This is a genomic window from Paraburkholderia sp. GAS206C (assembly GCF_050435645.1).
Taxonomy (GTDB): Bacteria; Pseudomonadota; Gammaproteobacteria; order Burkholderiales; family Burkholderiaceae; genus Paraburkholderia; species Paraburkholderia phenazinium_B.
This window is the reverse complement of the sequence record NZ_JBNDKR010000003.1, coordinates 448,850-475,782: the sequence shown is the minus strand read 5'-3', so window position 1 is coordinate 475,782 and position 26,933 is coordinate 448,850. Positions and strand designations below refer to the sequence as shown.

The 26,933-nt window shown below is 62.6% G+C and carries 26 protein-coding genes; 13 read left to right on the top strand and 13 right to left on the bottom strand.

All coding sequences use genetic code 11. The features are described 5' to 3' along the window. Window positions 1-199 precede the first annotated feature (199 nt). Together clpP and P3T20_RS10510 are read left to right on the top strand one after the other, a co-directional pair. Window positions 200-829: an ATP-dependent Clp endopeptidase proteolytic subunit ClpP gene (clpP, locus tag P3T20_RS10515; protein WP_429286845.1), complete on the top strand. Its 630-nt coding sequence runs from the start codon at window positions 200-202 to the stop codon at window positions 827-829. 67 nt (window positions 830-896) lie between these two features. Next, a complete protein-coding gene (locus P3T20_RS10510) occupies window positions 897-2,339 on the top strand; it encodes an NYN domain-containing protein (RefSeq protein ID WP_429286844.1) in 1,443 nt (480 codons plus the stop codon). Between the two features lie 48 nt (window positions 2,340-2,387). Here the strand turns inward: P3T20_RS10510 and P3T20_RS10505 are convergent, their stop codons facing one another. From P3T20_RS10505 to xseA, 3 genes are all read right to left on the bottom strand, one after another. Next, window positions 2,388-3,506, bottom strand: a complete 1,119-nt coding sequence (locus P3T20_RS10505) for a porin (RefSeq protein ID WP_429286843.1) — start codon at window positions 3,504-3,506, stop codon at window positions 2,388-2,390. 522 nt (window positions 3,507-4,028) lie between these two features. Next, complete coding sequence (sodB, locus tag P3T20_RS10500; RefSeq protein WP_074263520.1) at window positions 4,029-4,607, bottom strand: superoxide dismutase [Fe]; 579 nt, start codon at window positions 4,605-4,607, stop codon at window positions 4,029-4,031. Between the two features lie 197 nt (window positions 4,608-4,804). Beyond that, on the bottom strand, window positions 4,805-6,184 hold the full coding sequence (gene xseA / locus P3T20_RS10495; protein ID WP_429286842.1) for an exodeoxyribonuclease VII large subunit: 1,380 nt from the start codon (window positions 6,182-6,184) through the stop codon (window positions 4,805-4,807). 515 nt (window positions 6,185-6,699) lie between these two features. On the opposite strand from xseA, the gene lpxK reads away from it, so the two are divergent. From lpxK to P3T20_RS10470, 5 genes are all read left to right on the top strand, one after another. After that, complete coding sequence (lpxK, locus tag P3T20_RS10490; protein ID WP_429286841.1) at window positions 6,700-7,716, top strand: tetraacyldisaccharide 4'-kinase; 1,017 nt, start codon at window positions 6,700-6,702, stop codon at window positions 7,714-7,716. After that, window positions 7,697-7,903, top strand: a complete 207-nt coding sequence (locus P3T20_RS10485; protein ID WP_074263517.1) for a Trm112 family protein — start codon at window positions 7,697-7,699, stop codon at window positions 7,901-7,903. Before lpxK ends, P3T20_RS10485 begins: the two co-directional genes overlap by 20 nt. A gap of 152 nt (window positions 7,904-8,055) precedes the next feature. Then, entirely contained in the window at window positions 8,056-8,871 is an 816-nt protein-coding gene (kdsB, locus tag P3T20_RS10480; protein WP_429286840.1) for a 3-deoxy-manno-octulosonate cytidylyltransferase, read from the top strand. A 218-nt stretch (window positions 8,872-9,089) separates the two neighbouring features. Next, entirely contained in the window at window positions 9,090-9,755 is a 666-nt protein-coding gene (adk, locus tag P3T20_RS10475; RefSeq protein ID WP_429286839.1) for an adenylate kinase, read from the top strand. A 318-nt stretch (window positions 9,756-10,073) separates the two neighbouring features. After that, complete coding sequence (locus P3T20_RS10470; protein WP_429286838.1) at window positions 10,074-10,832, top strand: 3-hydroxyacyl-CoA dehydrogenase; 759 nt, start codon at window positions 10,074-10,076, stop codon at window positions 10,830-10,832. 64 nt (window positions 10,833-10,896) lie between these two features. On the opposite strand, the gene P3T20_RS10465 is transcribed toward P3T20_RS10470, so the two are convergent. Beyond that, window positions 10,897-11,748 (bottom strand): SirB1 family protein, encoded by an 852-nt coding sequence (locus tag P3T20_RS10465; protein WP_074263513.1) that lies wholly within the window; start codon window positions 11,746-11,748, stop codon window positions 10,897-10,899. Further along, complete coding sequence (gene murJ, locus P3T20_RS10460; RefSeq protein WP_429286837.1) at window positions 11,745-13,295, bottom strand: murein biosynthesis integral membrane protein MurJ; 1,551 nt, start codon at window positions 13,293-13,295, stop codon at window positions 11,745-11,747. The genes P3T20_RS10465 and murJ overlap by 4 nt, the downstream gene beginning before the upstream one ends. Window positions 13,296-13,685: 390 nt before the next feature. Between murJ and rpsT the strand changes: the two genes are divergently transcribed. Next, window positions 13,686-13,964, top strand: a complete 279-nt coding sequence (gene rpsT / locus P3T20_RS10455; protein ID WP_074263511.1) for a 30S ribosomal protein S20 — start codon at window positions 13,686-13,688, stop codon at window positions 13,962-13,964. Window positions 13,965-14,236: 272 nt separating this feature from the next. Here the strand turns inward: rpsT and P3T20_RS10450 are convergent, their stop codons facing one another. After that, window positions 14,237-14,578, bottom strand: coding sequence for a DUF3579 domain-containing protein (locus tag P3T20_RS10450; RefSeq protein WP_074263510.1), 342 nt, complete (start codon window positions 14,576-14,578; stop codon window positions 14,237-14,239). A gap of 424 nt (window positions 14,579-15,002) precedes the next feature. Between P3T20_RS10450 and argF the strand changes: the two genes are divergently transcribed. Next, complete coding sequence (argF, locus tag P3T20_RS10445) at window positions 15,003-15,932, top strand: ornithine carbamoyltransferase (RefSeq protein WP_074263509.1); 930 nt, start codon at window positions 15,003-15,005, stop codon at window positions 15,930-15,932. Window positions 15,933-16,124: 192 nt separating this feature from the next. On the opposite strand, the gene murB is transcribed toward argF, so the two are convergent. After that, on the bottom strand, window positions 16,125-17,165 hold the full coding sequence (murB, locus tag P3T20_RS10440) for a UDP-N-acetylmuramate dehydrogenase (protein ID WP_429286836.1): 1,041 nt from the start codon (window positions 17,163-17,165) through the stop codon (window positions 16,125-16,127). Window positions 17,166-17,337: 172 nt separating this feature from the next. Between murB and P3T20_RS10435 the strand changes: the two genes are divergently transcribed. Further along, window positions 17,338-17,823 carry a YajQ family cyclic di-GMP-binding protein gene (locus P3T20_RS10435; RefSeq protein WP_074263507.1) on the top strand — a complete coding sequence of 162 codons (486 nt, stop codon included), beginning with the start codon at window positions 17,338-17,340 and terminating at the stop codon, window positions 17,821-17,823. 180 nt (window positions 17,824-18,003) lie between these two features. On the opposite strand, the gene plsY is transcribed toward P3T20_RS10435, so the two are convergent. Both plsY and ybaK read right to left on the bottom strand, forming a co-directional pair. After that, window positions 18,004-18,639 (bottom strand): glycerol-3-phosphate 1-O-acyltransferase PlsY, encoded by a 636-nt coding sequence (gene plsY, locus P3T20_RS10430; RefSeq protein WP_429286835.1) that lies wholly within the window; start codon window positions 18,637-18,639, stop codon window positions 18,004-18,006. Window positions 18,640-18,850: 211 nt separating this feature from the next. After that, a complete protein-coding gene (gene ybaK / locus P3T20_RS10425; RefSeq protein WP_429286834.1) occupies window positions 18,851-19,342 on the bottom strand; it encodes a Cys-tRNA(Pro) deacylase in 492 nt (163 codons plus the stop codon). Window positions 19,343-19,481: 139 nt separating this feature from the next. Between ybaK and P3T20_RS10420 the strand changes: the two genes are divergently transcribed. Continuing rightward, entirely contained in the window at window positions 19,482-21,044 is a 1,563-nt protein-coding gene (locus tag P3T20_RS10420; protein WP_429286833.1) for a class I adenylate-forming enzyme family protein, read from the top strand. A 41-nt stretch (window positions 21,045-21,085) separates the two neighbouring features. Here P3T20_RS10420 and xerD read toward each other — a convergent pair whose 3' ends face one another. From xerD to queG, 3 genes are all read right to left on the bottom strand, one after another. Then, entirely contained in the window at window positions 21,086-22,030 is a 945-nt protein-coding gene (gene xerD / locus P3T20_RS10415) for a site-specific tyrosine recombinase XerD (RefSeq protein ID WP_074263504.1), read from the bottom strand. Then, window positions 22,027-22,503, bottom strand: a complete 477-nt coding sequence (locus P3T20_RS10410) for a methylated-DNA--[protein]-cysteine S-methyltransferase (protein ID WP_429286981.1) — start codon at window positions 22,501-22,503, stop codon at window positions 22,027-22,029. The genes xerD and P3T20_RS10410 overlap by 4 nt, the downstream gene beginning before the upstream one ends. Window positions 22,504-22,585: 82 nt before the next feature. Further along, entirely contained in the window at window positions 22,586-23,860 is a 1,275-nt protein-coding gene (queG, locus tag P3T20_RS10405) for a tRNA epoxyqueuosine(34) reductase QueG (RefSeq protein WP_429286832.1), read from the bottom strand. A gap of 17 nt (window positions 23,861-23,877) precedes the next feature. Here queG and tsaE point away from each other — a divergent pair, with 17 nt between their 5' ends. After that, entirely contained in the window at window positions 23,878-24,447 is a 570-nt protein-coding gene (gene tsaE / locus P3T20_RS10400) for a tRNA (adenosine(37)-N6)-threonylcarbamoyltransferase complex ATPase subunit type 1 TsaE (RefSeq protein WP_074263501.1), read from the top strand. Then, on the top strand, window positions 24,429-25,991 hold the full coding sequence (locus P3T20_RS10395) for an N-acetylmuramoyl-L-alanine amidase (RefSeq protein WP_429286831.1): 1,563 nt from the start codon (window positions 24,429-24,431) through the stop codon (window positions 25,989-25,991). Before tsaE ends, P3T20_RS10395 begins: the two co-directional genes overlap by 19 nt. 52 nt (window positions 25,992-26,043) lie before the next feature. Here the strand turns inward: P3T20_RS10395 and P3T20_RS10390 are convergent, their stop codons facing one another. Next, window positions 26,044-26,925 carry an EamA family transporter gene (locus P3T20_RS10390; protein ID WP_429286830.1) on the bottom strand — a complete coding sequence of 294 codons (882 nt, stop codon included), beginning with the start codon at window positions 26,923-26,925 and terminating at the stop codon, window positions 26,044-26,046. Window positions 26,926-26,933: the final 8 nt, after the last annotated feature.

Genomic DNA, 26,933 nt, shown 5'->3' with positions numbered 1-26,933 from the left:
CGCAACCCGCACCTTTTGAATCCTGACGTTCGAGCACCGCACGATGTGACAGGTCAGCACAAAAATATTTATGTCACACCCCGGCGCGCGCCCTCGTCATGGGGACAGTCACTCACATCCGCAGCGGCGGTGCGGGACTGGCCACTCACTCAAGCTCATTCAACCTGATCCAGCTTAACCCCAAGTTAGCGAGGCGCACATGCATTCCACCTACCCGTCCCTCAACGGCCTCGGTCTCGTGCCGACCGTCATCGAACAGTCCGGACGCGGCGAGCGCGCCTACGACATTTTTTCGCGGCTGCTACGCGAACGGATTGTGTTTCTCGTCGGTCCGGTCAACGAGCAGTCCGCGAGCCTGATTGTCGCGCAGTTGCTGTTTCTCGAATCCGAGAACCCTGACAAGGATATTTCCTTTTACATCAATTCGCCGGGCGGCTCGGTCTACGACGGGTTCGCGATCTACGACACCATGCAGTTCATCAAGCCGGAGGTGTCGACGCTCTGCACGGGTTTCGCGGCGAGCATGGGCACGTTTCTGCTGACCGCCGGCCAGCGCGGCAAGCGCTATGCATTGCCGAACGCGCGCATCATGATCCACCAACCCTCCGGCGGCAGCCAGGGCACCGCCGCCGACATCGAGATTCAGGCGCGCGAAGTCCTGTATCAGCGCGAACGCCTGAACGCGATCATGGCCGAACACACGGGACGCAGCATCGAAGACATCGTCAAGGATACCGATCGGGACAACTTTATGACCGCGGCGGATGCGAAGACCTATGGGCTGATCGACGACGTGCTGCAGAGCCGCCAGCAGACAGAAAACTCGTAGCCGGTCGCAGGGACGCTATCATGGGCGCGATCCGTCGAGTTCGACGGTCGCCTCATTGGAGAAATACATGGCGTCATCCCACGAAACCATCAGCATGGCGCTGTTCTGCGACTTCGAAAACGTCGCCCTCGGCGTACGCGATGCGAAGTACGAGAAATTCGACATCAAGCTGGTGCTCGAACGCCTGCTGCTCAAGGGCAGCATCGTCGTCAAGAAGGCGTACTGCGACTGGGAGCGCTACAAGAGCTTCAAGGGCACGATGCACGAAGCCAACTTCGAGCTAATCGAGATTCCGCACGTGCGCCAGTCGGGCAAGAATTCGGCGGATATCCGTCTGGTCGTCGACGCGCTCGATCTCTGCTACACCAAATCGCATGTCAACACCTTCGTCATCATCAGCGGCGACTCCGACTTTTCGCCGCTGGTTTCGAAGCTGCGCGAAAACGCGAAACAGGTGATCGGCGTGGGCGTTCAGCAGTCCACGTCCGACCTGCTCATCGCGAACTGCGACGAATTCATTTTCTACGACGACCTGGTGCGCGAAAGTCAGCGAACCGTCGTCAAGCGCGAGACGGTGCGCCCGGCACAACAGCCGACCGCTGCCGCCAAGCGCACGCCGAATGAAGAGAAGCGTCCCAAGGAAGATCTCGAAACGCGCCGGACCAAAGCGGTGGAAATCGCGGTACAGACCTTCGATGCGCTCGCCTCGGAACGCGGCGACAGCGGCAAGATCTGGGCCTCGGTGCTGAAAAACGCTATCAAGCGCCGCAAGCCCGATTTCAACGAAACGTATTACGGCTTCCGTGCGTTCGGCAATCTGCTGGAAGAAGCACAGGCACGCGGTCTGCTCGAATTCGGCCGCGATGAGAAGTCGGGCGCGTACGTGTATCGCAGCAATGTCGTGACGACGCTCAGCGAAACCATTGGTGAGACGTCAGAGCAAACGCAGGAGTCGGCGGCCGCGGAACCGGCACACGCCGCGCAGCAGGGAGACGGTGGTCACAAGCAGGACGCTCGCCGCCGCGGGCGCGGCAACCGTAAGTCGCAGCGCGACGCGCCGGCAGCGGTACTCGCAGAACCGGCGGCGAGTCACGAGGACGCTGAGACGTCGCCGCACGAACCGGAAGACACTTACTTCAACCACGGCGGCAGATCGCCTTTCGCTTACGACGAGCCGGACGAGCAGCCAGCGGAACCAGCGGCCCAGCCCGGGTTGTTCACGTTCGACACAGCACCGGAACCGGAATCAGAGCTGGAAGCCGCTGTTGAAGGGCGTGAGGACATTGCTCCGGAGACACCCCGCAAGGGACGCGGCAGCCGCAAGACTACGGCGAGAAAAACGAAGAAGGCCGCGCCGGAATCGCACGACGCTGCACCTGCAGTCGCAAGCGAAGCGCCACGCGAGGAGGTACCCGCTCAGGCTGCGGAGGAGGCACCCGCGGCCGTCAAGACCGCGCGTAAATCCACGACGCGCAATCGTCGTCCGCGCAAGGCCGCGGCTACCTCATAAGTCAGCGCGAGACCGGACGCAACGCGTCCGGTTGGAGACTATCCTTCCTCAGAAGCGGTGCGTCATGCCCACGGTGGCGAGAACCTGGTTGGTACCGGGTTCGCTCACCGTGACGCCCGGCCAGCTGACGGTCGAGGTACCGTTGTTCTTCATGTAGCCCGCGCGGACATAGAAACTCGTGCGCTTCGAGATCGAATGATCGGCACCGATCTCGAAGCCCGGCGTGTTGTCATGCGCGCCGCGCACGTTGCGCTGCAAAGCCGCGATCTCGATCGTATCCGCAGCCGTAGCCTGGATCGTGGCACCCAGCTCGGCGATGCTGAGCGAATGCGCCGTGCCGAGCACCGCTGCGAGAGACCTGGGCGACGGATCTTGCGCGCGCTGATACGAGTAGTTGAACTGGAAGTTCACAATACCCACCCGATAAGCGAGCGCGCCGATGAAGTGCTCGGTGCTGAGCAGAGTGAGCGCGGTCGGCAGACCTGCGATCGTCTCCTGACCCGGATGCTGATTGACATACGAAAGACCCGCATACAAGCCATAACCCGTATAACTCGCGCCGAGGTTGAGCATATTCCCCGTGGTCGCCGGCACCGGCTGGGTCACGGTGGCCGCAAACGCGTACATGCCGTAGAGCTGCACGCCACCGAGATTCGGCGACTGATAAAGCACGGAGTTGCTGGCACGGCCGGAGTCGTACTGCGTCGAGAGCGTTTTCTTGTCGACCGCGAGCACGTCTGCGGAGAACGGTGAGAGGATCTCGTTGACGCGAAACGGATCGGTCGGATAAACGACGCGAAAACTGGGCTCGTACTGCCGCCCGAACGTCAGCGAGCCATAGCTCGAGTGGTTCAGGCCAACCCAAGCCTGCCGATAGAACAGCGAAGTCGTATCGGCGAAAAACGTGCCGTTATTCAGGTTAAAACCGGTTTCGACATCGAATTGCGCGGACAGACCTCCGCCGAGATCCTCGTTACCTTTAAGGCCAAATTGCGAGCCCGCCGCGCCGCCACTTCGTTCGGAAAACGAATGATTGCCGCCATTGTCGAGGTATTGGATGAACGTGTCGGCCACGCCGTACAACGTCACACTCGAGTCCGCCGCCACGGCGCTGCCTGCGGCGAGAACCAGCGTGGCCCCGCAGATACCCTGACTGATCAAACGCATGCATGTCTCCTCATTTTTGATAGCCGCTTGTTGCGGGCTTTGATTACATCTCTGCGGTACAACCCGGTCGCTGTCTCCACCCGATCTGGCCAGTCAGGTGCGCGCGATCCTTCTCTCAGGTTCCGTGTGCCCGGCTTGGCTGAGATGCCGGTCAGGTCGAAAAATAGAATGGGCGTGCTAATTTGAAGTCAATTAGACCCGCAAAGCCATTGCATTCTTTTCATGATGAGCTTGCAGAAGATGCATGCTGGCGCCGAGCCGCGATGGGAGGCCATGGCGCTCTAAACGCCTGCGTGCGAGAGGGTTAAACCGGGTTGACGTTGCAGATGTGGCCACGACGGCCAGCGGGAATGAAACGACGGGGAACTGACACGCACAAAAAGCAGAAAGCCCTCGCGTTGGAGGGCTTCACTGTCACTAGCTTACTAACGGCTCGAAGTTTAATCGCGGCGTCGCGATTGCCGGACTTTGCAAACTATCCGTTTACACCGGGCGGCTACACCACACCGCCGGAATGAAACCTTACGCAAAATTCTTCGCTGCAAAGTCCCAGTTCACGATGTTCCAGTATGCTTCGACGAACTTCGGACGAGCGTTGCGATAGTCGATGTAGTACGCGTGTTCCCACACGTCGATCGTCAGCAGTGCCTTCGCGTCCGTGGTCAGCGGCGTGGCAGCGTTGCTGGTCGACACGAGGTCGAGCGAGCCGTCTGCTTTCTTCACGAGCCATGCCCAGCCCGAGCCGAACGTGCCGACTGCGGTCTTGGCAAACTCTTCCTTGAACTTGTCGTAGGAACCCCACTTCGCGTTGATCGCGTCGGCGAGCGCGCCCTTCGGTGCACCACCACCTTGCGGCGACAGGCTGTTCCAGAAGAACGTGTGGTTCCACACCTGCGCGGCGTTGTTGAAGACGCCACCCGATGCCTTCTTGACGATCTCTTCGAGCGACAGGTTCTCGAACTCCGTGCCCTTGATCAGATTGTTCAGGTTAGTCACATAGGTCTGGTGATGCTTGCCGTAGTGATACTCGAGCGTCTCTTCCGACATGTTCGGAGCGAGTGCGTTCTTTGCAAACGGCAGCGGCGGGAGCGTATGTTCCATGGTGCTTTCCTTCTATCTGTGTGTGGGGGGTCAGTCTGAGGATAACGCTGTAGAGCACTCGATTGTAGGCGACTTGGAATAACCCCGCAAACCAACGGCCTTTATGTCGGATATGCGTTAGAAAGTCGCCAGGACAACCGTAACCAGTGCTCACGCAATGCACGTGCCACGGTCAAAAGTACGTCGGCGTAAGAGCGTCAGAAATCGTCGGACAGACGTGCCTGCACATCGGCCAGCGTGATATCCGCAGCGCCCTCTGCAAGGTGCACAGTCAGATGACGCCCCGGTTTCAGCGCGGCCGGTGCACGCAGCGCGCGACCATTCTGCGCGTCGAGCACAGCCGCGTAGCCACGCTCGAGCGTGCGTTGCGGACTCAGCACCTCGAGACGCGCGGCCAGCGTCGCCACGCGCGCTGTATGCCGTTCGTGCTGGCGCAACGCTGCGCCGTCGAGCCGCTGCGCAAGTGCGTTCAAGGCGGCACGATGCGCAACGAGATCCGGACGCCAGCGCTGCCAGCGCATCTGCAGCAGCGAAAACCGCGCTCGAGCATCGCGCACCGGACGCGCACCGGCTGATCCAAGACGCACGCTGAGTTGCTGCAAATGCGTACGTTGTCGCGCGAGCCGCTCGGATGGCGAGACGAGCCGCCGTGCGAGCCAGTCGAGTTGTTGCGCACGCCGCTCCATCATGCGGCCAAAGCCGCGTGCGAGCGTGGCATGGCGGTGATCGAGATCGCGTAACAACAGCACGCGTTGCGGACTGACGAGCTCGGCGGCGCCGGTCGGTGTCGGCGCGCGCACGTCTGCAGCGAAATCGGCAATCGTGAAATCGGTTTCGTGACCGACACCGCTCACCACCGGTACGCGGCTTTCGGCAATCGCTCGCGCCAGCACTTCTTCGTTGAACGCCCACAGGTCTTCAATCGAGCCGCCGCCGCGACAGACAATCAGCACATCGACCTCGCGCCGCGCGTTGGCCGTCTCGACCATCGCTGCCAGTTTCGCGCTGACGCCCACGCCCTGCACCGGTGCCGGATACACGATCACCGGAATATGCGGCGCACGGCGCAACAATGTGGTCAACACGTCGCGCAACGCCGCGGCCTGCAATGAAGTGACGATGCCAATTGCCCGCGGATGCGTCGGCAACGGCCGCTTGCGCTCCGCGGCAAACAACCCCTCCGCTTCGAGTTGCGCCTTGAGCTTCAGGAACGCTTCAAAAAGCCGCCCTTGCCCGGTACGGCGCACGGCTTCGACGTTCAGTTGCAACTCGCCGCGCGGTTCGTACATCGTGACAAGCGCCCGCACTTCGATCCGGTCGCCTTCGCGCGGCGTGAACTCGGCGTGCTGCGCGCGGCCGCGGAACATCACGCAGCGCATCTGCGCCTGCGCATCCTTGATCGAGAAATACCAGTGACCGCTCGCGGCGCGCGTGAAATTCGACACTTCCCCCGCCACCCAGATGAGCGGGAAAGAGCGTTCGAGCATCGTGCTGATGGCGCGATTGAGCGCCGACACCGGCACAACGACGTCGCCACCGGGCGCGCCCGAAGACGAAAAGGGACTTTCGGAGTTCATGCGATGAATAGGGATGACAGGCCGGACAGACGATAGACCGAGCGGCCAATCACGTCCAGCGCGTTGTACGAATTGTTAAAAGTGTCCACATGTCGGGAGGAGCGTGAAAGTCCTTGTAAGGATGCGTGCAGAGGCCCGTAATGCCGATTTAACCTTTTGATTTATAAAGCATTTCTATCTCATATAGACCGATGCACGCCGACAGGACCCGCGCCGAATGGCCCTCCCAGCCCCGCCGGAGGCGAGTTCTCCACAAAGTTATCCACAGGCTCAGGAGACTGGTCCCGCGTCTATCGGGCGGCCGCGTGTCACGCTGGCGACTTGCGGCGCACGACGCTCGCGCGCTAGAGTGCCGGGTTTTAAGGGCATCATGAGCGACACGCCGCTTATGCAGCGCTCGCCATGCCCTGTCCTGATCGTCCCGCCCGGAGAAACACGTTGATACCTGTCCCGTGTATCGCGTCACCTGAACCGGTGCCGCAGTTGCAATTGCTGCGCACACCGGCGTTGGCCTCATGAGCGAGGTCAAGCACCAACTCGAAACGCGTCTTGCGCGCGAGTGGCAACAGCGCGGCCCGCTTGCGTGGGCCATGCTGCCCTTTGCCTGCATCTTCGGCGCGATCGCCGCGGCACGTCGTGCGGCTTTTGCGCTCGGCTGGCTAAAGGCGGTACGCGTCGGCGTGCCAGTCGTAGTGGTGGGCAATGTGACGGTCGGCGGGACCGGCAAGACGCCCACGGTGATTGCGCTCGTCGAAGCGCTGCGCGTCGCGGGCTTCCAGCCCGGCGTCGTGTCGCGCGGCTATGGCGCGCGGGTCAACCGGCCTACGCCCGTCACGGCCACTTCGGCGCCGCAGGATGCCGGCGACGAGCCTTTGCTGATCGCGCGCCGCACCGGCGCGCCGGTCTGGGTCTGTCCCGACCGGGTGGCGGCGGCGCAAGCGCTATGCACCGCGCATCCCGAGGTCGACGTGATCGTCAGCGACGACGGTCTGCAGCACTACCGCCTCGCCCGCGACGCCGAACTCGTGGTGTTCGACCATCGCCTCGGCGGCAACGGCTTCCTGCTGCCGGCCGGACCGTTGCGCGAGCCGCTGTCGCGCTGCCGCGACGCCACGCTGATCAACAGTCCGTACGAACGCACGCTGCCGCCCTGGCCCAACACCTTCGCGCTCTCGCTCACGCCGGCTGACGCGTGGCATCTCGGCAACCCGGCGCTGCGCAGGCCGCTCGCGCAGTTCAGCGGCGATCGCGTGCTGGCCGCGGCCGGGATCGGCGCGCCGGAGCGCTTCTTCGCGACCTTGCGTGCCGCAGGCGTGAAACCCCAGACCCGTGCGTTACCGGACCACTATGCGTTCACCAGCAATCCATTTGCCGATGTCGACGCAGATGCGATCCTGATCACCGAAAAGGATGCGGTAAAATTGGGGGCCTGGCACGATGCGCGCATCTGGGTCGTCCCCGTTGAAGCTGCGCTCGATCATCGCCTCATTGAATTAGTTGTGGAGAAAGTCCGTGGACGCTCGCCTGCTTGAAATTCTCGTCTGCCCGATCTGCAAGGGCCCGCTCAGCTACGATCGTCCGGCGCAGGAGCTGATCTGCAACGCAGACAAGCTGGCGTATCCGATCCGCGACGGCATTCCCGTGATGCTGGTAGACGAAGCGCGTCAAACCGTCGAAGGCACCCCGGTCGAGCCTTTGCATCCTGCGCCTGGAGCCTGATGCCGTAGTCCTGATGGGCAGAGCCGTTCGTTCCGCTTCGTTGTTTTTTCTGCGCGCGCCCTAGCTGGGGCGCGTCCCGTTCCGCGTCCTCTTCGGCGCCTTCTTTGGCCCCCTGTTCGGCGCCTTGTTCCGGTTTTGCCGCCGCGTTTCCCATGACTCAACCCACGTCCACCGCCCCTGCCGCCCCGCCGTTCATTGCCGTCGTACCGGCGCGGCTCGCCTCGACCCGTCTGCCCAACAAGCCGCTCGCCGATATCGGCGGCAAGCCGATGGTCGTGCGCGTTGCGGAGCGGGCGCTGGCCTCGGGCGCGCAGCACGTGCTGATCGCATCGGATGCGCAGTCGGTCCTCGACGTCGCACGCGAACACGGCATCGAAGCCATGCTGACGCGTGCCGATCATCCGTCGGGCACCGACCGTCTTGCTGAAGTCGCGGCGCACTACGGCTGGAGCGACGACACGATCGTCGTCAACGTGCAGGGCGACGAACCGCTGATCGATCCCGCACTGGTGTGCGGCGTTGCGTCGCACCTCGCTGCGAGCCACGGCTGTGCCATCGCAACCGCGGCACACCCGATTACCGACCCGGCCGAAATCTTCAACCCGAACGTCGTCAAGGTCGTGCTGGACGCGCGCGGCGTTGCGCTGTACTTCTCGCGCGCGCCGATTCCCTGGGCGCGCGACGCGTATCAGCCGCACTGGCCGGACGTCGCCGCGATGCCCACGCCGCCCGCGCCTGCCATGGTCTACCGGCATATCGGGTTGTATGCGTACCGTGCAAAGTTTCTGCGCTCGTACCCAACGCTCACCCTCTCGCCAATCGAACAGGCCGAGGCGCTCGAGCAACTGCGCGCCATGTGGCATGGCGAGCGGATCGCCGTGCTCGTCACCAGCGAAGCACCGCTGCCGGGTGTCGATACCCCTGCGGACCTCGCTCGCGTAAGGTCGTTATTCGGTCCGTCGGCGTAAAAACCCATGGCATAATCAAATGGCTGTGCGCACCATCTGCAATGATCGTTGGCCAGGGTTTGCCCGGTCGTCCCGCCGTCCCCCTTGCAGCGCCGTCGTCCACGACGTGCAGCGCGAGGCGCACTGCGGTCACTTCGAAGCGGGCCCCCTGAGTCCAACGCGCGGATGCCTTAAAGCGTAGCGCCACCCAAGAATTCACATAGATCTGGAGATATCACATGCGTTTGATCCTTTTGGGTGCTCCCGGAGCGGGTAAGGGCACTCAGGCAACGTTCATCAAGGAAAAATTCGGCATTCCGCAAATTTCCACCGGCGATATGTTGCGTGCGGCCGTCAAGGCTGGCTCGCCGCTCGGCATTGAAGCCAAGCGTTCTATGGATGCAGGCGAACTGGTGTCGGACGAGCTGATCATCAATCTCGTCAAAGAGCGTCTGAAGGAAGCGGATTGCGCCAACGGTTATCTGTTCGACGGTTTTCCGCGCACGCTGCCGCAAGCGGAAGCCATGAAGCAGGCCGGCGTCGCCATCGACTACGTACTGGAAATCGACGTGCCGTTCGACGAGATCATCGTGCGGATGAGCGGCCGCCGCGTGCACGCTGCCTCGGGACGTACGTATCACGTCAAGTTCAACCCGCCGAAGGTCGACAACGTCGACGACGTCACGGGTGAACCGCTGATCCAGCGCGACGACGACAAGGAAGAAACGGTCAAGAAGCGTCTGGAAGTGTATGTCGCGCAGACCAAGCCGCTGATCGAGTACTACACCACGTGGGCCAAAAACGGTGACGCGTCGAGCAGTTTGAAGGCGCCGCAGTACCGGGCTATTTCCGGGCTGGGCACCGTCGACGAAATCCGCACGCGTGTGTTCGATGCGTTGAAGTGAATTCGATGAAGTGAGGTGGTGAGACGCGCGGGACTTTGGATTTTTTGCCCTCTCACAATACGTCAGATCCGCTTCGCTAAAACCCGCCCACATGGGCGGGTTTTTTATTCACACTTCGTTTTACGCGTTGCATTCGCCGAGCGTCATCCGCGCAGTCAATTTGCTCAGTTATCCCGATCAAATTTCTGACCACATTCAAGCACCACTTCGGTGCAACCACCCGCCCTTTTCTTTCCGCGCTGCAGCACAGCCGTTACAATCGACCATCGAAAAGATATTCGATCGTGACGATTACTGAACTGAAGCAAAGGAGCAGACATGGAGATTCGTGACAATGTATTCCTGATCACCGGCGGTGCATCGGGTCTCGGCGCCGCCACTGCGCGCCTGTTCGCCGCAGAGGGCGGCAAGATCGTCGTTGCCGACCTCAATCAGGATGCGGGCACGGCCCTCGCGCAGGAACTGGGCGGCGTGTTCGTGAAGTGCGATGTCAGCCGCGAAGACGACGCTACGCAAGCAGTCGATGCCGCAACGAAACTCGGTACGCTGCGCGGCCTGGTCAATTGTGCGGGTGTCGCGCCGGCCATCAAGACCGTCGGCAAGGACGGCCCGCATCCGCTCGACTCGTTCACGCGAACGATCTCGATCAACCTGATCGGCACCTTCAACATGATTCGCCTTGCCGCCGCGGCGATGGCGAAGAACGAGCCGAATGCGAATGGCGAGCGCGGGGTGATCATCAACACGGCGTCGGTGGCGGCGTTCGATGGCCAGATCGGCCAGGCCGCCTATGCGGCATCGAAGAGCGGTGTGGTGGGGATGACGCTGCCGATCGCACGCGATCTGTCGCGCAACGCGATCCGCGTGATGACGATTGCACCGGGTATCTTCGAAACGCCGATGCTGCTCGGAATGCCGCAGGAAGTGCAGGACGCGCTCGGCGCGATGGTGCCGTTCCCGCCGCGTCTCGGCAAGCCGGCGGAATACGCGATGCTGGCCAAACAGATCTTCGATAACCCGATGCTCAACGGCGAAGTGATCCGCCTCGATGGAGCCATCCGGATGCAGCCGAAGTAGCGGGAGCGGTTCGCCGCCCGTCATATGCCGCGAGGACCGCGGCGTATGCGCGCGCCGGCGAATCTCAGTCCCGGTCGTTATGCTGCGTGCGCTGGCGCAACTCATGCAACTGCGACTCGACCACCGTCGCATCGTCCGCATCGGGGCGGTCGCCCAGGTAGCGCTCCAGATCTTCGAGCGCCGGTCGCAGATAGTCGAGCCGCGCATAAGCGAAGCCGCGATCACGCACTTCCTCGATGCTCTCAGGCAGCAGAATCACCAGCCGCTGTTGCACGCCCAACAGACGCTGCCAGCGTTCCGTCTGAAGATAGGTCGACTTCAGATTGCGCAGCATGCGTGCAATGATCTCGCGCCGGGTGGCCGGCTGCAGCAGCATGCGCAAAGCACGGCTGACCGACTCGCCGGCCGACGCCACATAGGGCTCCAGCATCTCGACCATCTCCGACTCGGAGAGCGAGTGCCCGGTGGTCGGATCGAGCATCACGTCACCATCGGGCGTGGTCACGCGCAACAGGAAATGACCGGGAAACGCCACACCGCGCACCGGAACACCAATCTGCTCGGCCATCTCCAGATACAGCACGGCAAGCGAAATCGGAATGCCGCGGCGCCGCTTCAACACCACGTTCAGATGGCTGTTGTCGGGGTCAAGGAAATCGTTGAGGTTGTTGCCGAAACCCAGTTCGCGGAAGAAAAAGCGATTGAGGATGCCGACCTTCTGCTTGATGTCAGCATCGGCTGGCATGCGGCGCTGCAGGCGCACCACCAGTTCGTCAATCTCGGCGAGTGCGCCTTGCAGATCGAGATCGGGATAAGCGTCCTGTGCAAGCGAGAGTGCTGCCTCGGTCAGGGGCAGACTGTCGTCTTCGGCGACCAGCGTGCTGAAATAGTCGAGAACCCGCGTCGTCGTGATCACTTCACTCGCCTTCTGAAATACGCGTATTTGAAGCCCATCAGCCAAAGCATACCGAAATATAGCGCAGCAAACAGAACCAGGCACGCCGCCAGCAACACGATACGGGCAAGCGGCTGGGCATGTAAGCCGATCCAGTCGAAGCTGATGGAAAACCAGTGCATGACGCCCGCGAGCACGAGGCATGCCCCGATCATCTGCACGAAGAAAACCAGCCAGCCACCCGACGGCATATAGATACCGCGCCGGCGCAAGCCGATGAACAGCAACAGCGCGTTCACGCAAGCGCCGAGCCCGACGCTAAGGGTCAAACCCGCATGAGCGAAGATCGGGACGAAGACGAAATTGCTCAACTGCGTGACTATCAGCACGCCGACCCCGATCTTCACCGGCGTCTTGATGTCCTGCTTCGCGTAGAAGCCCGGCGCGAGGATCTTGATAAGGATCAGACCAATCAGGCCGACACCATAGGCGGCCAGCGCCCGGCCCACCATCACCACCGAGCGGGCGTCGAATTTACCGTAGTGAAACAGCGTGGCGGTGAGCGGCTCGGCAAAGAAAAACAGCGCGATCGCACTCGGCGCGGCGAGCAGGAAAGTCACACGCAGGCCCCAGTCGAGCAGAGACGAGTACTCGTGCGGGTCGGCATCGACGTGCGCCTTGGAAAGACTCGGCAGCAAGATCGTGCCGAGCGCAACGCCCAGCAGCGCGGTGGGAAACTCCATCAGCCGGTCGGCGTAATTGATCCACGACACCGCTCCGGGCCCGATCCGCGACGCAATATTCGTGTTGATGATCAGGCTGATCTGCGCCACCGAGACCGCGAACATGGCCGGCACCATCTTCGAGAGCACGCGCTTGACGCCGCGATGCGCGAGCGAACGCACCGGGTTCCAGCCGATCTTCGGCACCATGTCGATCTTCTTGAGACCGGGCAACTGCACCAGAAACTGCAGCACGCCGCCGACGATCACGGCCCACGCGAGCGCGTAGACCGGCGTTTTCATATGCGGCGCGACGAACACGGCCGCGACGATGAACGCCACGTTCAGCAGCACCGGCGCAAAGGCCGGCAGCGAAAAGTTCTTGTAAGTATTCAGGACGCCCGAGGCCAGCGACGTCAACGAGATGAACACGATGTACGGAAACATGATGCGCGTCATCGTGACGGCGAGCGGATACGCCTGACCATCGTGCGCGAGGCCGGACGCCACCACGAACACCACGCCGGAGGCGCCCAGCACGCCGAGCAGCGAGAGAATCGCGAGCGCCCAGGCAAGGACGGTGGAGGTTGCGTCGACGAGCGCCTTGGTCGCGTCGTGCCCCTGCTGATTCTTGAACTCGGCGAGAATCGGCACGAACGCCTGCGAAAAGGCACCCTCAGCGGAAATCCGGCGCAGCAGGTTGGGAATGCGAAAGGCGACGTAGAACGCGTCGGTAAACTGGCTGGCGCCGAACGCGCGGGCGATCAACGTTTCGCGGGCCAGGCCGGTCACGCGCGACAGCAGCGTGAAGCCGCTGACCGTCAGCAGGGCTCGGAATAGATTCATGGGGCGCTTATTATACGGGTGCCGCAGGTGCGGACGAGGAGCCTTGACGCGAATCGGACCGATTTACGTCGCAGACGTTCGATTTCGCGCAAAGCGGGCCGGGAACCGGAGAGCGTCAGCAGGAGCGCCCGGGCGTCAGATCGCCCATTTTCGTTTGCCACGTGCCTGTTTTTGTTGCTATAATCGCCGGTTTCGACGCTCGCTCAATTTTCGGACGGCATTCAGATGCCCTCTCGATGTCTGTTAGAACGAGCCAGATTTCGCGTAGTTGAATTACCAATTTCGACATTTTTGCGCTCTTGGGCAATCGCTTCCAAGGGTTCGAGCTAAAGCAGCGCCCGGCCACTTGAAGGTCAGGTACTGGAAACAGGAACAGGATAAGGAACCGTCATGGCTAACTCCGCACAAGCACGCAAGCGCGCCCGTCAGGCCGCGAAGGCAAACTCGCATAACTCGGCCCTGCGCTCGAAGTTCCGCACGGCAATCAAGGCTGTTCGCAAGGCGATCGACGCCGGCGACAAGGCTAAGGCCGCTGAGATCTTCCTGGCGTCGACGAAGACGATCGACATCATCGCCGACAAGAAAATCGTTCACAAGAACAAGGCAGCTCGCCATAAGAGCCGCCTCGCTGCAGCCATCAAGGGTCTGCAAGCGCCCGCAGCGCAGTAAATCCGGTCAGCCCGCTCCGGCGGGCTACCTCCTGTTTCCGCTGCGTCATGAGAGCCCGCCTAGGCGGGCTTTTTTGTTTGGTTTTGGGATTTATCTCGTCTGCCCGGTCTCTGCGCGCACGGTACTCATTTGACGCTACTGCTTGCGACGGGCGCAAAAAAACCCGCCTTCGCGGGTTGGGTTTCAATCGTTTCCTTTCGCCTCGTTGCCCTGACTCGATCCTCACGTGAATGGATCAGCCGTCTTAGCCCATTCGGGCGCCTACCGCCGCTTTACTTCGCCTTCAACGCCTGTTGAGTACCGTGTTCCGGCGGCAGTTCGCAGGCCTCGGTGACCAGCAGGTCATTGTCCTTCGCGAAGTTCATGACGAAATCGAAGGCCATGGGTTCGATGTCGCGCAACCGCGAGTCGAGGATGACGCACTTCAGGTCGTCGATGATCGTGGGGCGGACGTACAGCGAGTACTGCATGTAGGCATTCGGCCCCCTTTTCGTGCCCGGCCCGAACATGGACATCACCCCGGCGAGCCGCTCCGACCAGTCACTCGGCCGAAACTTCTTTCCGTTCGACGTGATGCCCTGAATGAAATATTCGGTTGGAGCTTCTTCGGCCATGTAGGAATACCTGAGTGACTGCCCAGCACAATGCCAGCGAATGTGGCTGCGGCTGCATGAACACGTCGTACACGACCCCGCGAACCATGCCGCTGGGCGCCGCAGTGCCGGCCAGGGCCACCTCGGCAATCGTCATGACGGCGCACCGCGAGGAAAGCCTTCCGGGCGCGCGAGCCGTGTCCCGCAAGCATGTAGCCTGCTTGCTGGGCTTTTTGGGAAACCCCGAGATTATAGCGTAGCGGACCTTCTTCCGCACTGCACACAAGCACACCTCTTAAGACTCGCAGGCCCGCTTAGGAATGACCGCCTGGCCTTCTGGCTAGCTCGTCAAATGCGCCAGAATCCTTTATGCTGCATAGAGTTACCACAAACGACGGCGGCAGCGTCCGGCAATTTCGCCGGGTGAGACCGCCGTATTTGTTTCATGACCGCCAAGAAAATTCGCCACTACCTGCAGTTCAAGGATTTCTCGCTGGAAGACTACGAGTACGTGCTTGAACGCGCCCGCATCCTGAAGAACAAGTTCAAGAACTACGAGACCTACCACCCGCTGCACGACCGCACGCTGGCGATGATCTTCGAGAAAAACTCGACACGCACGCGCCTCTCGTTCGAAGCGGGCATCTTCCAGCTAGGCGGCCATGCGGTATTCATGAGCACGCGTGATACGCAACTGGGCCGCGGCGAGCCGATCGAAGACGCTGCGCAGGTCATCTCGCGCATGGTCGACATCATCATGATCCGCACCTTCGGCCAGGACATCCTCAAGCGCTTTGCCGACAATTCGCGTGTGCCGGTCATCAATGGCCTGACCAACGAATATCACCCGTGCCAGGTGCTGGCCGACATCTTCACGTATTTCGAACATCGTGGCCCGATTCGCGGCAAGACGGTCGCCTGGGTCGGCGATGCGAACAACATGCTGTACACCTGGATCGAGGCGGCGCAGATTCTCGGCTTCCAGCTGCGACTGTCCACGCCGCCGGGTTACAAGCTCGACCGCGCCATGGTGGCGCCTGAGAGCGCACCGTTTGTCGAAGAGTTTGACGATCCGAACGAGGCCTGCGCCGGCGCCGATCTGGTCACCACCGACGTCTGGACCAGCATGGGCTTCGAGGCGGAGAACGAAGCGCGCAAGGCTGCGTTTGCCGACTGGTGCGTGGACGCCGAGATGATGGCGCGCGCCAACGCAGATGCACTCTTCATGCACTGCCTGCCGGCCCATCGTGGCGAGGAAGTGAGCGCAGAGGTGATCGACGGACCGCAAAGCGTCGTATGGGACGAAGCGGAAAACCGCCTGCATGTCCAAAAGGCGTTGATGGAATTTTTGCTGCTCGGCAAGCTGAACCACTGAGCGGCTTCTGCGCGAAGCGCGACCGGGCCCGAATACGAGGCGGGCATCCACGTACGCGCCGTGCTTGTGCGTGTCTGCGGCGCGGCTGAACGGACCAAATCCTGCGCTAGCAGCCAGCAAAAGGTGCCCGGCTCACTCACGGCACCTTTTTTTATTGCGCGTGCAGAACTCAAAACCCCGCTGCACCGCGTCCTACAGACAAACCGGCTCGGCCTCCAGCTCCACTCCAAACCGTTCACGCACATCCCGTTGAATCGCCTGCGCCAGCGCAAGCACCTCTGCGCCGCTTGCCCCACCCCGATTCACCAGCACGAGTGCCTGACGTTCGTGCACAGCGGCCGCGCCCATCGCGCGCCCTTTCCAGCCGCACTGATCGATCAGCCACCCCGCCGCAAGCTTCACCGCACCATCCGCCTGCCGGTACGAAACCACCTCCGGCTCGCGGCGCTGCAACGCCTCGAACTGCACTGCGTCGATCACAGGATTCTTGAAGAAGCTGCCGGCATTGCCGAGTTGCGACGGGTCGGGCAATTTCGCGCGGCGCACGGCCACGACGGCGTCGAAAATTGCCTGCGCGCTCGGCGATGTGTCACCATGACCCTCGGCGGCCAGTTCGCGGGCGATGTCCGCATAGCTCGCGCGTGGCACCCACGCTTTCGGCAAGCGAAACGTAACCGACGTGATCACAAAGCGATCACGCCCTTCTCGCTTGAAGAAACTGTCGCGATAGCCGAACCGGCAAGCCGCTGCGTCGAACTCGCGCGCTTCGCCGGTCGCCAGTTCCACGGCGCGCAGCGATGCGAAGCGCTCGCACATTTCGAGTCCATAGGCGCCGATGTTCTGGATCGGCGCGGCCCCCACCGTCCCCGGAATCAGCGCGAGGTTTTCGAGGCCAGGCTTCTCCTGTGCAAGGGTCCAGGACACGAAGTCGTGCCAGTTTTCGCCAGCGGCCGCTTCGACGTACCACGCTTCGTCGTCCTCACGCACGAGACGGCGACCGCGTAATGCCACCAGCAGCACGAGGCCCTCGAAGTCGCCGGTCAGCACGACGTTGCTGCCGCCGCCCAGCACCAGCCGAGGCAGGCCGGCTGCACGCGGGTCACGCACCGCCGCGAGCAATTGGTCCTCGCGTTCGATGCGGCACGCGAACCGCGCGCGGACATCGAAGCCAAAGGTGTTGTGAGCCTTGAGCGGATACCCGGCGAGGAAAACAGTGGAGTCGGACTGGGACATCAGGGACATCGGAATGTGAGGGCCGTGTGCCGCAAGCCAGGCGGTATTGCGCAGCGGCCTTGGGCAAAAGAGAAAGGCGTCGGTAAAATGACGTCCGGTTCGTGATTATAGCGAGTGCATCGTGCGCAGCCGTCCGGCGGCGCCGTGTATCGCAGCACTATTGGAGAGAGCAATGCCATCGTTTGACGTCGTGTGCGAAGCCAACATGATCGAAGTCAAGAACGCGATCGAGCAGTCCAACAAGGAAATTTCCACCCGCTTCGACTTCAAGGGGTCGGACGCGCGCGTCGAACACAAGGAGCACGAGCTGACGCTCTACGCCGACGACGACTTCAAGCTGGGTCAGGTCAAGGACGTGATGGTGTCGAAAATGGCCAAGCGCAACGTCGACGTGCGCTTCCTCGAGTACGGCAAGATCGAGAAAATCGGTGGCGACAAGGTCAAGCAGGTCGTCACCGTCAAGAAAGGCGTGTCGGGCGATCTGGCGAAGAAGATCGTCAGGCTCGTGAAAGACAGCAAGATCAAGGTCCAGGCAAGCATTCAGGGCGATGCGGTGCGCGTGAACGGCACCAAGCGCGACGACCTGCAGAGTGTGATTGCGCTGCTGCGCAAGGATGTCACGGACACGCCGCTCGACTTCAACAACTTCCGCGATTAAGGCGTCCAGATTGCGCAGGAGTGGCGCTGACGCCGGTGGCGATCATGCTGCTCATGCGTGCACATGCCTGCGCACGCAGGTTGCGTGTCCGGCCTGATGTCGTGCCTGGTTTTTCCGTCACGCAACGCCTGCGAGACCGCCGTGGGCGCCGCGGCGCCACCGCTTCAGTGTCGCATCAGATCAGTGCCGCTTCGGCGCCGCCTGGGCCTCGGCCTTCTTCTTGTCGCCGATGCGGCTTTCCTGCCCCGCCATCAGCTTCGCGATATTGCCGCGATGACGCCAGATGAGCAGCGAACTCATCACGACGATGGACAGCGCAATGATGTTCGCGCCGAACAGGAAGCCGTCGAAAAGCGGCGCGAACACCGCGGCCGCGAGCGCCGCTAGTGACGAATAGCGCGTAAAGAAGGCGACGATCAGCCAGGTCAGTAGCGTGGCGATGCCTAGCACGGGGTTGATAGCCAGCAGAACGCCCGCGGCTGTCGCGACGCCCTTGCCGCCCTTGAAGCGAAAAAATACCGGATACAGGTGGCCGAGGAAAACGGCGATCGCGGCAAGCGCGATCGCCGTATCGTCGAGTCCGTAGCGCGCGCCGAAGTGGCTGACGAGCCAGACGGCGAGCCAGCCCTTGAACGCATCGCCAATCAGCGTCAGGATCGCGGCCGTCTTGTTGCCGCTTCTCAGAACGTTGGTGGCGCCGGGATTCTTCGAGCCGTACGAGCGCGGGTCGGCCAGTCCCATCAGGGAACTCACGATCACGGCAAACGACACCGAACCGATCAGATAAGCAACGACAGCGACGATCAGGTTTTGCATCTGGGGACTCTTATAGTTATCGGAAAGCGCAACAGGGGCGACAGGTAGAACACGCATCCCGCGGCACGAACGAAACGGCGAACATTCTACCGAACCGGGCCATCGCGGCCAGCCACTTTTGCAGAGGGTATTCCCGAAACCGTCGGCGCAACCCGAGCCTGCTTCGGGGCATCAGTCGATGCCAGCCAGGCAGCGACAGCTTTGGCAGCCTTCAATCCACGCTCGCGCATTGCACCGGCTTCGCCTTCAGCAACTGCGTGAGCACAGAGGGTGCGATACTCACCAGAAACCCGCGCCGGCCGCCGTTCAGCCAGATCTTCTCGCGTTCGAGAATACTCGACTCCACATAGACGGGCATCGCCTTGCGCGTACCGAACGGCGACGTACCGCCGATCAGATAGCCGGAATGCCGGTTCGCCACTTCCGGCTTGCACGGTTCCACGCGCTTCGCACCGATCTGCCGTGCGAGGTTTTTGGTGGAGACGGTACGGTCGCCGTGCATCAGCACGATCAAAGGCTTGGCGTGCTCGTCTTCCATTACCAGCGTCTTCACGACCTGATGCTCGTCCACGCCTAGCTGGCGCGCCGATTCCGCGGTGCCGCCGTGCTCGACATAATCGTAAGGGTGCTCTCCGAATTCGACGCCGTGACGGCGCAGAAACTGCGTCGCTGGCGTTTCGGAGACGTGTCTGGATTTGCTCATCGGCGCATTGTAATGGCGGCCTTGCGCGACCGCCATTGGCCGAACGGCCAATTGTGCGTCGTTGGCGACTGTGGCACGATCGTTCGGAAATCACCCGGCGCCACGCCTGTCGGGGCCCTATCGTTTCAAGGAGACCGCGTTGATCTTCGACTCACCTGCACGTAGCACCATCCACGTGCCCGACTTGCTCGCCGCCTTGCCGCAGCGCATTGCGCAAATTCCGGCGCTGGCTGCCGCACGCGATCCGCAGCATGTCGCGCTGATCGAAGACGCGCGAAGTCTGACGAACATGCAACTGCTGGAAGCCGTGAACGCTACCGCGGCGCTGCTGCGCGAATGGGGCGTACGCGGCGGCGACCGGGTAATGATTGTCGCGGAAAACAGCATCGCGCAGGTGGTGCTGCTGTTCGCTACCGCCCAGCTCGACGCGTGGGCGCTCGTGTCGAATGCGCGCCTGTCCGCCGCCGAACTCGACGCAATCCGCGCGCACGCCCAGCCGCGGCTCGTGGCCTACGCTGTCGAAAGCTCGCCCGACGCGTCACAGCATGCGCAACGTCACGGCGCCGCGACGGCGCCCGCGCTCGCGCCCGCTATCGGCGCATGGGCCTTTGCGCTCGACAACGCCGTCACGGCAGAGCCGGTAGAACGCGCCAGCGAGCGCCAATGCGCCGCCTTGATCTACACCACAGGCACCACCGGCGCGCCCAAAGGCGTGATGCTGTCGCACCGCAATCTGCTGTTTATCGCCGCCATGTCAAGCGGCCTGCGCCGCGTCGGCCCCGACGATGTGGTGTACGCCGTCCTGCCGATCTCGCATGTCTACGGTTTCGCTTCGGTATGCCTCGGCAGCCTGTATGCCGGCGCCACCCTGCGGCTTGTACCGCGTTTCGCGCCCGAAGCGGTGCGCCGGGCACTCGCCGAAGAACGTGTGTCGATCTTCCAGGGTGTCCCCGCGATGCATGCCAAGTTGCTGGAACATCTGCAGAGGCACGGCCATGCGTGGTCCGCGCCGCGTCTGCGCTTCGCTTATTCGGGCGGCTCACCGCTCGACGCGTCGCTCAAGGCACATGTTGAAAGCGTGTATGGCATCACGTTGCACAACGGTTATGGCATGACGGAGAGCAGCCCCACCGTCGCGCAGACCACGCTCGACGCACCGCGCAGCGATTGCTCGGTTGGCCCCGCAATTCCCGGTATCGAGGTGCGCTTCGTCTCGCTCGATGGCGAGGAGCTCGCGCAAGGAGAGGTCGGCGAATTGTGGGTGCGCGGGCCAAACATCATGCTTGGCTATTACCGCAATCCCGAACAGACCGCCGCCACAATCACCACGGAGGGTTGGCTCAAGACTGGCGATCTCGCGCGCCAGAATGTCGACGGTGCGCTGCATATCGTGGGACGCAGCAAGGAGTTGATTATCCGTTCGGGCTTCAACGTATATCCGGCTGAAGTTGAGCACGTGCTGAACGCGCACCCGGAGGTCATGCAATCGGCGGTGGTAGGACGCGCGGTAGAAGGCAACGAAGAAGTGGTCGCCTTTGTCGAACTGAAGGCCGGCGCGAAGGTAACGCCGGAAGAGTTGATCGCATGGTGCGGCGAGCGGCTCGCCCCGTACAAACGTCCCGCCGAAGTACGTCCGCTCGCTGCGCTGCCGGCCGCGTCAACCGGCAAGATCCTGAAGCACCGCCTGCGCGATCTGGTTTAAGCGCCAGCGCGCACGCGCAAGGCACACGGGGTCATCCGCCCTCACCCCCGTGGATGATGCGCCGCATGCAGCGACTTCAGGCGCTCACGCGCCACATGCGTGTAAATCTGCGTGGTCGAGATATCGGTATGTCCAAGCAGCAGTTGCACGACACGCAGGTCGGCGCCGTGATTTAACAAATGCGTCGCGAACGCATGCCGCAAGGTGTGCGGCGAGAGCGGCGCATGCACCTCGGCCGCCGCCGCATGACGCTTGATGATGTTCCAGAACTGCTGGCGCGTCATGCCTTCGGCCCGGCTGGTCACGAACAGCGCATCCGTCGCTCGCGCGCCCAGCAACGCCGGCCGCGCCTCGCGCAGATAGCGCTCGATCCACGCATGCGCCTCTTCGCCGAACGGAATGAGGCGTTCTTTCGAACCCTTACCCATCACCCGCACGACGCCTTCGTTGAGCCCCACTTCCACTGTTTTCAGCGTAACGAGTTCGGTGACGCGCAAGCCGCTTGCGTACATCAGTTCGAGCATCGTGCGATCACGCAGGCCCAGCGGCGTGGCGATATCCGGCGCGCCGAGCAGCGCTTCGACCTGAGCCTCGCTCAGCGTCGCGGGAAAACGCGCCGGCTGTTTGGCCGAGCGGATGCGCAGCGTCGGGTCGACCTTTGCGCGATGCTCGCGCACAGCCCATGCGTAGTAGCGCCGGAACACCGACAGTCGCCGGTTCGACGAAGTGGACTTGTCCTTCTGCCGCACGACGCTATAGGCGGTGAGGTCCGCTTCGCTGGCCGTATCGAGCGAAGCATTGCGGCTCTGCGCAAGCCATTCGCAGAAGAGGCGCAGATCGCGCCGGTAGGCGTCGAGCGTGTTGCGCGACAGGCCATGTTCGAGCCATAGCGCGTCGCAGAAGGCGTCAATCGAGGCATTGCTCGTCACGAACAACGGTGACGGAGCGGGCGTGTCGGGAGCGTCGGCAATAATCGGTTCACTCATGCGTAGGACACACCTTCATGCGCCAGCAGCCAGCGCTTGACCTTGCGAAAAAAGTCATCGTCCGCGTGATGCGCAAAGCCGCCGATGCCGCTCGACGCCACCACGCGGTGGCACGGAATCACCAGTGGAAAATAGTTCGAGCCGCATGCCTGACCGACCGCGCGCGGCACGCTGCCCACCTCTTTGGCAAGTTGCCCATAGGTCAGCACCACGCCCGGCGGAATCGCGTTGATCCCCGCCCACACGCGTCGCTGAAAGTCGGTGCCGATTGCAGCCAGCGGCAGGTCAAAGGCCGCCGCAGGGTTCTCCAGATAGCGCTCGATCTGCCGCACAACTTCTTCGGCGAGCGGTGTATCAGGCGCGACGTTCTGCACCGGATCCGGCAAATAGGCGATCTCGCGCACCGAGTCGGCTTCGGCGTCGAGACGAATGCCGACTTTGCCGAACGGCGCGTCGATCACTGCGTTGAACATGATGTATTGGCCTGAAATTTCCTGAACCACTCTGGACGCGGCCCGCTGCCGCGCCAGATTTCCGCTACTGTACGCCGCCAGCTCAGGCGGATTCAAGCGCCCATTCGACATGCTCGCGCACCAGCGCCGAAGGATCATCCATACGCTGACGCAAGGCATCCACGATCGCCGCCCGCGCGTCGACTGCCAGGCTCGCCGGATCGGCGCGCAACGCATTACCCATACCGACCGCCAGATTGCGCAGCCACGCCTCGTAGCCGATGCGACGAATCGCGCTGCCCTGCATGCGCGTATCGAAGTCGTCGGTGCTCCACGCGAACAGTTCGACCAGCGTCGCACGATCGAGGCCGTGCCGCACATCGAAATCGGCAACCGGCGCCGCCTGGGCAAACTTGTTCCACGGACAGACGAGCTGGCAATCGTCACAGCCGTACACCCGATTGCCGATCAACGGCCGCAGTTCCCGTGGAATACTGCCTTTCAGTTCGATGGTCAGATAGGAGATGCAAAGCCGCGCATCGACCTTGTAAGGCGCCACAATCGCACCGGTTGGGCACGCGTCGATACAGCGCGTACAAGTGCCGCAATGCGCACCCGGCGTTTCGGGGGCGCTCTCGGGTGTCGACTGCGCATCGGTCGGCAGCGGCACATCCACGTAGATTTCGCCGAGGAAAAACAGCGATCCGGCGTCGCGCTGCAGCAACAGCGTGTGCTTGCCGCGCCAGCCAATGCCCGCTTTCTGCGCGAGTTCGATCTCGAGAACCGGGGCGGAATCGGTAAACACCCGGTAACCGTAGGCGCCGATTTCGGCTTCGATCCTGTCGGCAAGCCGCTGCAGCCGGTTGCGCATAACCTTGTGATAATCACGGCCCCGCGCGTAGATCGACACTACCGCGGCGGACGGGTCGTTTATCCGCGCAAACTCGTCAGCACGCCAGTTACGCGCTTCAGTGAGTTCGGTGGGCGCGCTTTCGGCGAGCTTTCCAACCTCGGACTGATCAGGCGAATGAGGACGCCCGCGAGACAGCGAATCCCCCGGCAAATAAGCCATACGCGCGCTGATCACGCGTCGCGTATGGGCCACAAGCTCTGCGGGCCGCGCGCGTTTCATCCCATGTTTAGCCATATAATCCATCTCGCCGTGGCAGCCCTCTTCAAGCCATGCGGCAAGACCCGCCTCGGCAGCGGAGAGATCGGTGTCGCTGATACCGATCGCCCCGAAACCTAGTTCGCGGCCCCACGCCTTGATGCGCAGGGCAAGCGCCGCCAGCGCCGCTTCATCGAGCTGACGCGTGGCGCGCGCATCGCCATCGGACGCAGGCGTGCAGGAAACGGGGGACTCCGGACTTCGGTTCATCACGCCATTTTACGAGAATGCCCGACAACGCCGATCTCGCGATCCAACCACCCGCTGCAGTCCTGCTCGAGCGCCACTTCGCGCTCGCGGACGAAGCAGCCACCAGCGCGTTCGGCGTGCGCTTCGCGGAGGCGATCGAGAGCGTGCGCGGCGCCGCGCAGAAAGCGCATGACAGCAACGCGAGCGTCGACGGATTCCAGGGCCTGCAGGTGCAATTGACCGGCGACCTCGGCGCCGGCAAAACCACGCTCGTGCGGGCTACTTTGCGCGGCCTCGGTCACACCGGGCGCGTGCGCAGTCCCACCTATACGCTTGTCGAACCGTACGCAGTTCAAAGACCCGATGGGGAACTTGAGCTCTATCACTTCGATCTGTATCGATTCACCGATCCGGCTGAATGGGCCGACGCCGGCTTTCGCGAGTACTTCGACAGCGGTGCGGTTTGCCTCGTCGAATGGCCGCAACGCGCGGGCGGCCTGCTAGGCGTGCCGGATCTTGTTTTCTCGCTCGATGTCGACGGCGACGGCCGGCTGCTGGTTGCCCGGGCGTACAGCGAATCAGGAAAAGCATGTCTAGAAAGATGTTAATCAAGCCATTTCGCTCGATCGAATCCGCCGCCACCGCCTCGCATAACTGGCGGCGCCGGCAGATTCTGCGCGCCGGCGCCTCGACGCTCGTGCTCGGTCTCGTCGCGCCACGCCTCGCGTGGGCGAGTTCGGTGCTCGGCGTGCGGGTCTGGCCGGCCCGCGACTACACGCGCGTGACGATCGAATCCGATCAGCCGCTGCAGAACACCCAGCAATTGCTGCAGACCCCGGACCGGCTGGTGGTGGATCTGAACGGCCTCGATCTCGACCAGGAGCTCAAAGATCTGGTTTCGAAGATCACACCGAACGATCCGCAGATTCAGGCTGTGCGCGTCGGGCAATATCTGCCACATGTGGTGCGGATGGTGTTCGATCTGAAGGGTTCGGTGAAGCCGCAGGTGTTCACGTTGCCGCCGGTCGGCTCCTATAAATACCGGCTGGTGTTTGACCTGTATCCGGCCGTCGCGCCGGATCCGATGATGGACCTGCTCGCGCAAAGCGAGCGCAAGCAGCAACGCCTCGATGAAAATGCCGCGCCGCCGACCACCTTGAGCGGCCCCGGCACGACGCCGCCCACCGCGGACAACAGCGAGGCGTTCTTCGACCGCTACGCGCAGAACGACGACCACGCGCCGGATGTGCCTCATCCGCTGGCTCACACGACGCCAGTTCCCGTTCCGGTGCCCGCACCGCACACCCTGGCGCAAGCGCCGCTGCCCGGCAAGCCGCTCACGCCACCTGGCGCGCTTGCCGGCAACAACAGCGGCAACAACGGCAACGGCCCCGACGACACCTACGCCTTCACCACGCCGAAGTCAGGCAAGAACAACACGGTGCGCCTGTTGACCGTGGCGATCGACCCGGGACATGGCGGTGAAGATCCGGGCGCGATCGGCAGCGCGGGCACATATGAAAAGCACATCGCGCTCGACGTCGCGAAGAAGCTACGCGCGAAGATCGATGCGCAGCCCAACATGCGCTCGATGATGACCCGCGACGACGACTTCTTCGTGCCGCTCAACGTGCGCGTGCAGAAAGCGCGGCGCGTCGGCGCGGATCTGTTCGTGTCGATTCACGCAGACGCGTTCACCACGCCGGAAGCACGCGGCTCGTCGGTGTTCGCGCTATCGGAGCACGGTGCCTCGAGCGCCGCGGCGCGCTGGATGGCGGACAAGGAAAACTCGTCGGACCAGATCGGCGGGATCAACATCAAATCGGATGACGCGGCAGTCAATCGCGCGTTGTTCGATATGTCGACCACGGCGCAGATCCGCGATTCGATGCGCTATGGCAACTTCGTGCTGAACGAGATCGGCGATATCAACAAGCTGCACAAGGGTTCCGTCGAACAGGCCGGGTTTGCCGTGCTGAAGGCGCCGGACATTCCATCGATCCTCGTCGAGACCGCCTTCATCAGCAACCCGGACGAAGAGAAACGCCTGAACGACGACGCCTATCGCGATCAGATGGCTACGGCCATCATGAAGGGCATCAAGCGATATTTCGCGGCGAATCCTCCGCTGGCGAAAAACCGCATGACTTGAGGCGTTTGAGGCGCTTGAGGCGGTCTGCCATCGCGGTTTTTCGCCGCGCGAACTAACGTGCCGGCGCGAAGCGCCGCACGAACCAGCCGCCGAACACATTCACCGCAAGACCCACCATCACGAGAGCGGCGCCGGCAATCTGCGGCGTCGTCAAATGCTCGTCCAGAAACACCGAGGCGGATGCCAGACCCACAATCGGCACCAGCAGCGAAAACGGCGCCACCTGGCTCGCTGGATAGCGTGAGAGCAGGCGGCTCCACAAACCGTATCCCAACAGCGTCGCAATAAAGGCGAGATACACCACGGCAAAGATCGAGGTCGCGCCGATACCCGACAGCGCAGCGGCGATCCGCTGCGGACCTTCGAAGGCGTAGGAAAGCGCGAGAAACGGCAGCGGCGGAATCAGGCTGCCCCAGACCACCAGCCCTACGAGGTCGACCCTGCCAACCTTCTTGGTGACGATGTTGCCCAGCGCCCACGACCCGGCCGCACACAACGTGAGCACGAAGCCGGCAAGCGTCATGGCGTGGCCGCCCTGCATACCGATCACAGCAAGACCGCCGGAAGCGATCGCCAGCCCGACGACGTTCGGCACGCGAAAGCGCTCATGTAGAAACAGCCCGGCGAAGATCAGCGTGAAGAAGGCCTGCGCCTGAAGCACCAACGACGCCAGCCCGGCGGGCATGCCGACGTACATGGCGGAAAAGAGAAACGCAAACTGGCCGAACGAGATGGTCGCGCCGTAGGCAAGCAGCCAGCGCCACGGCATCTGCGGGCGCCTGACGAAAAATACGGCGGGAACCGCGGCGAGCGTGAAGCGCAGCGCACCGAGCAACATCGGCGGCACGCCGTGCAGGCCCACTTTGATCACGACAAAGTTAATGCCCCACGCGATCACCACCACTAGCGCCAGCAACAAATCCTTCGGCGCCATGGCCGTCT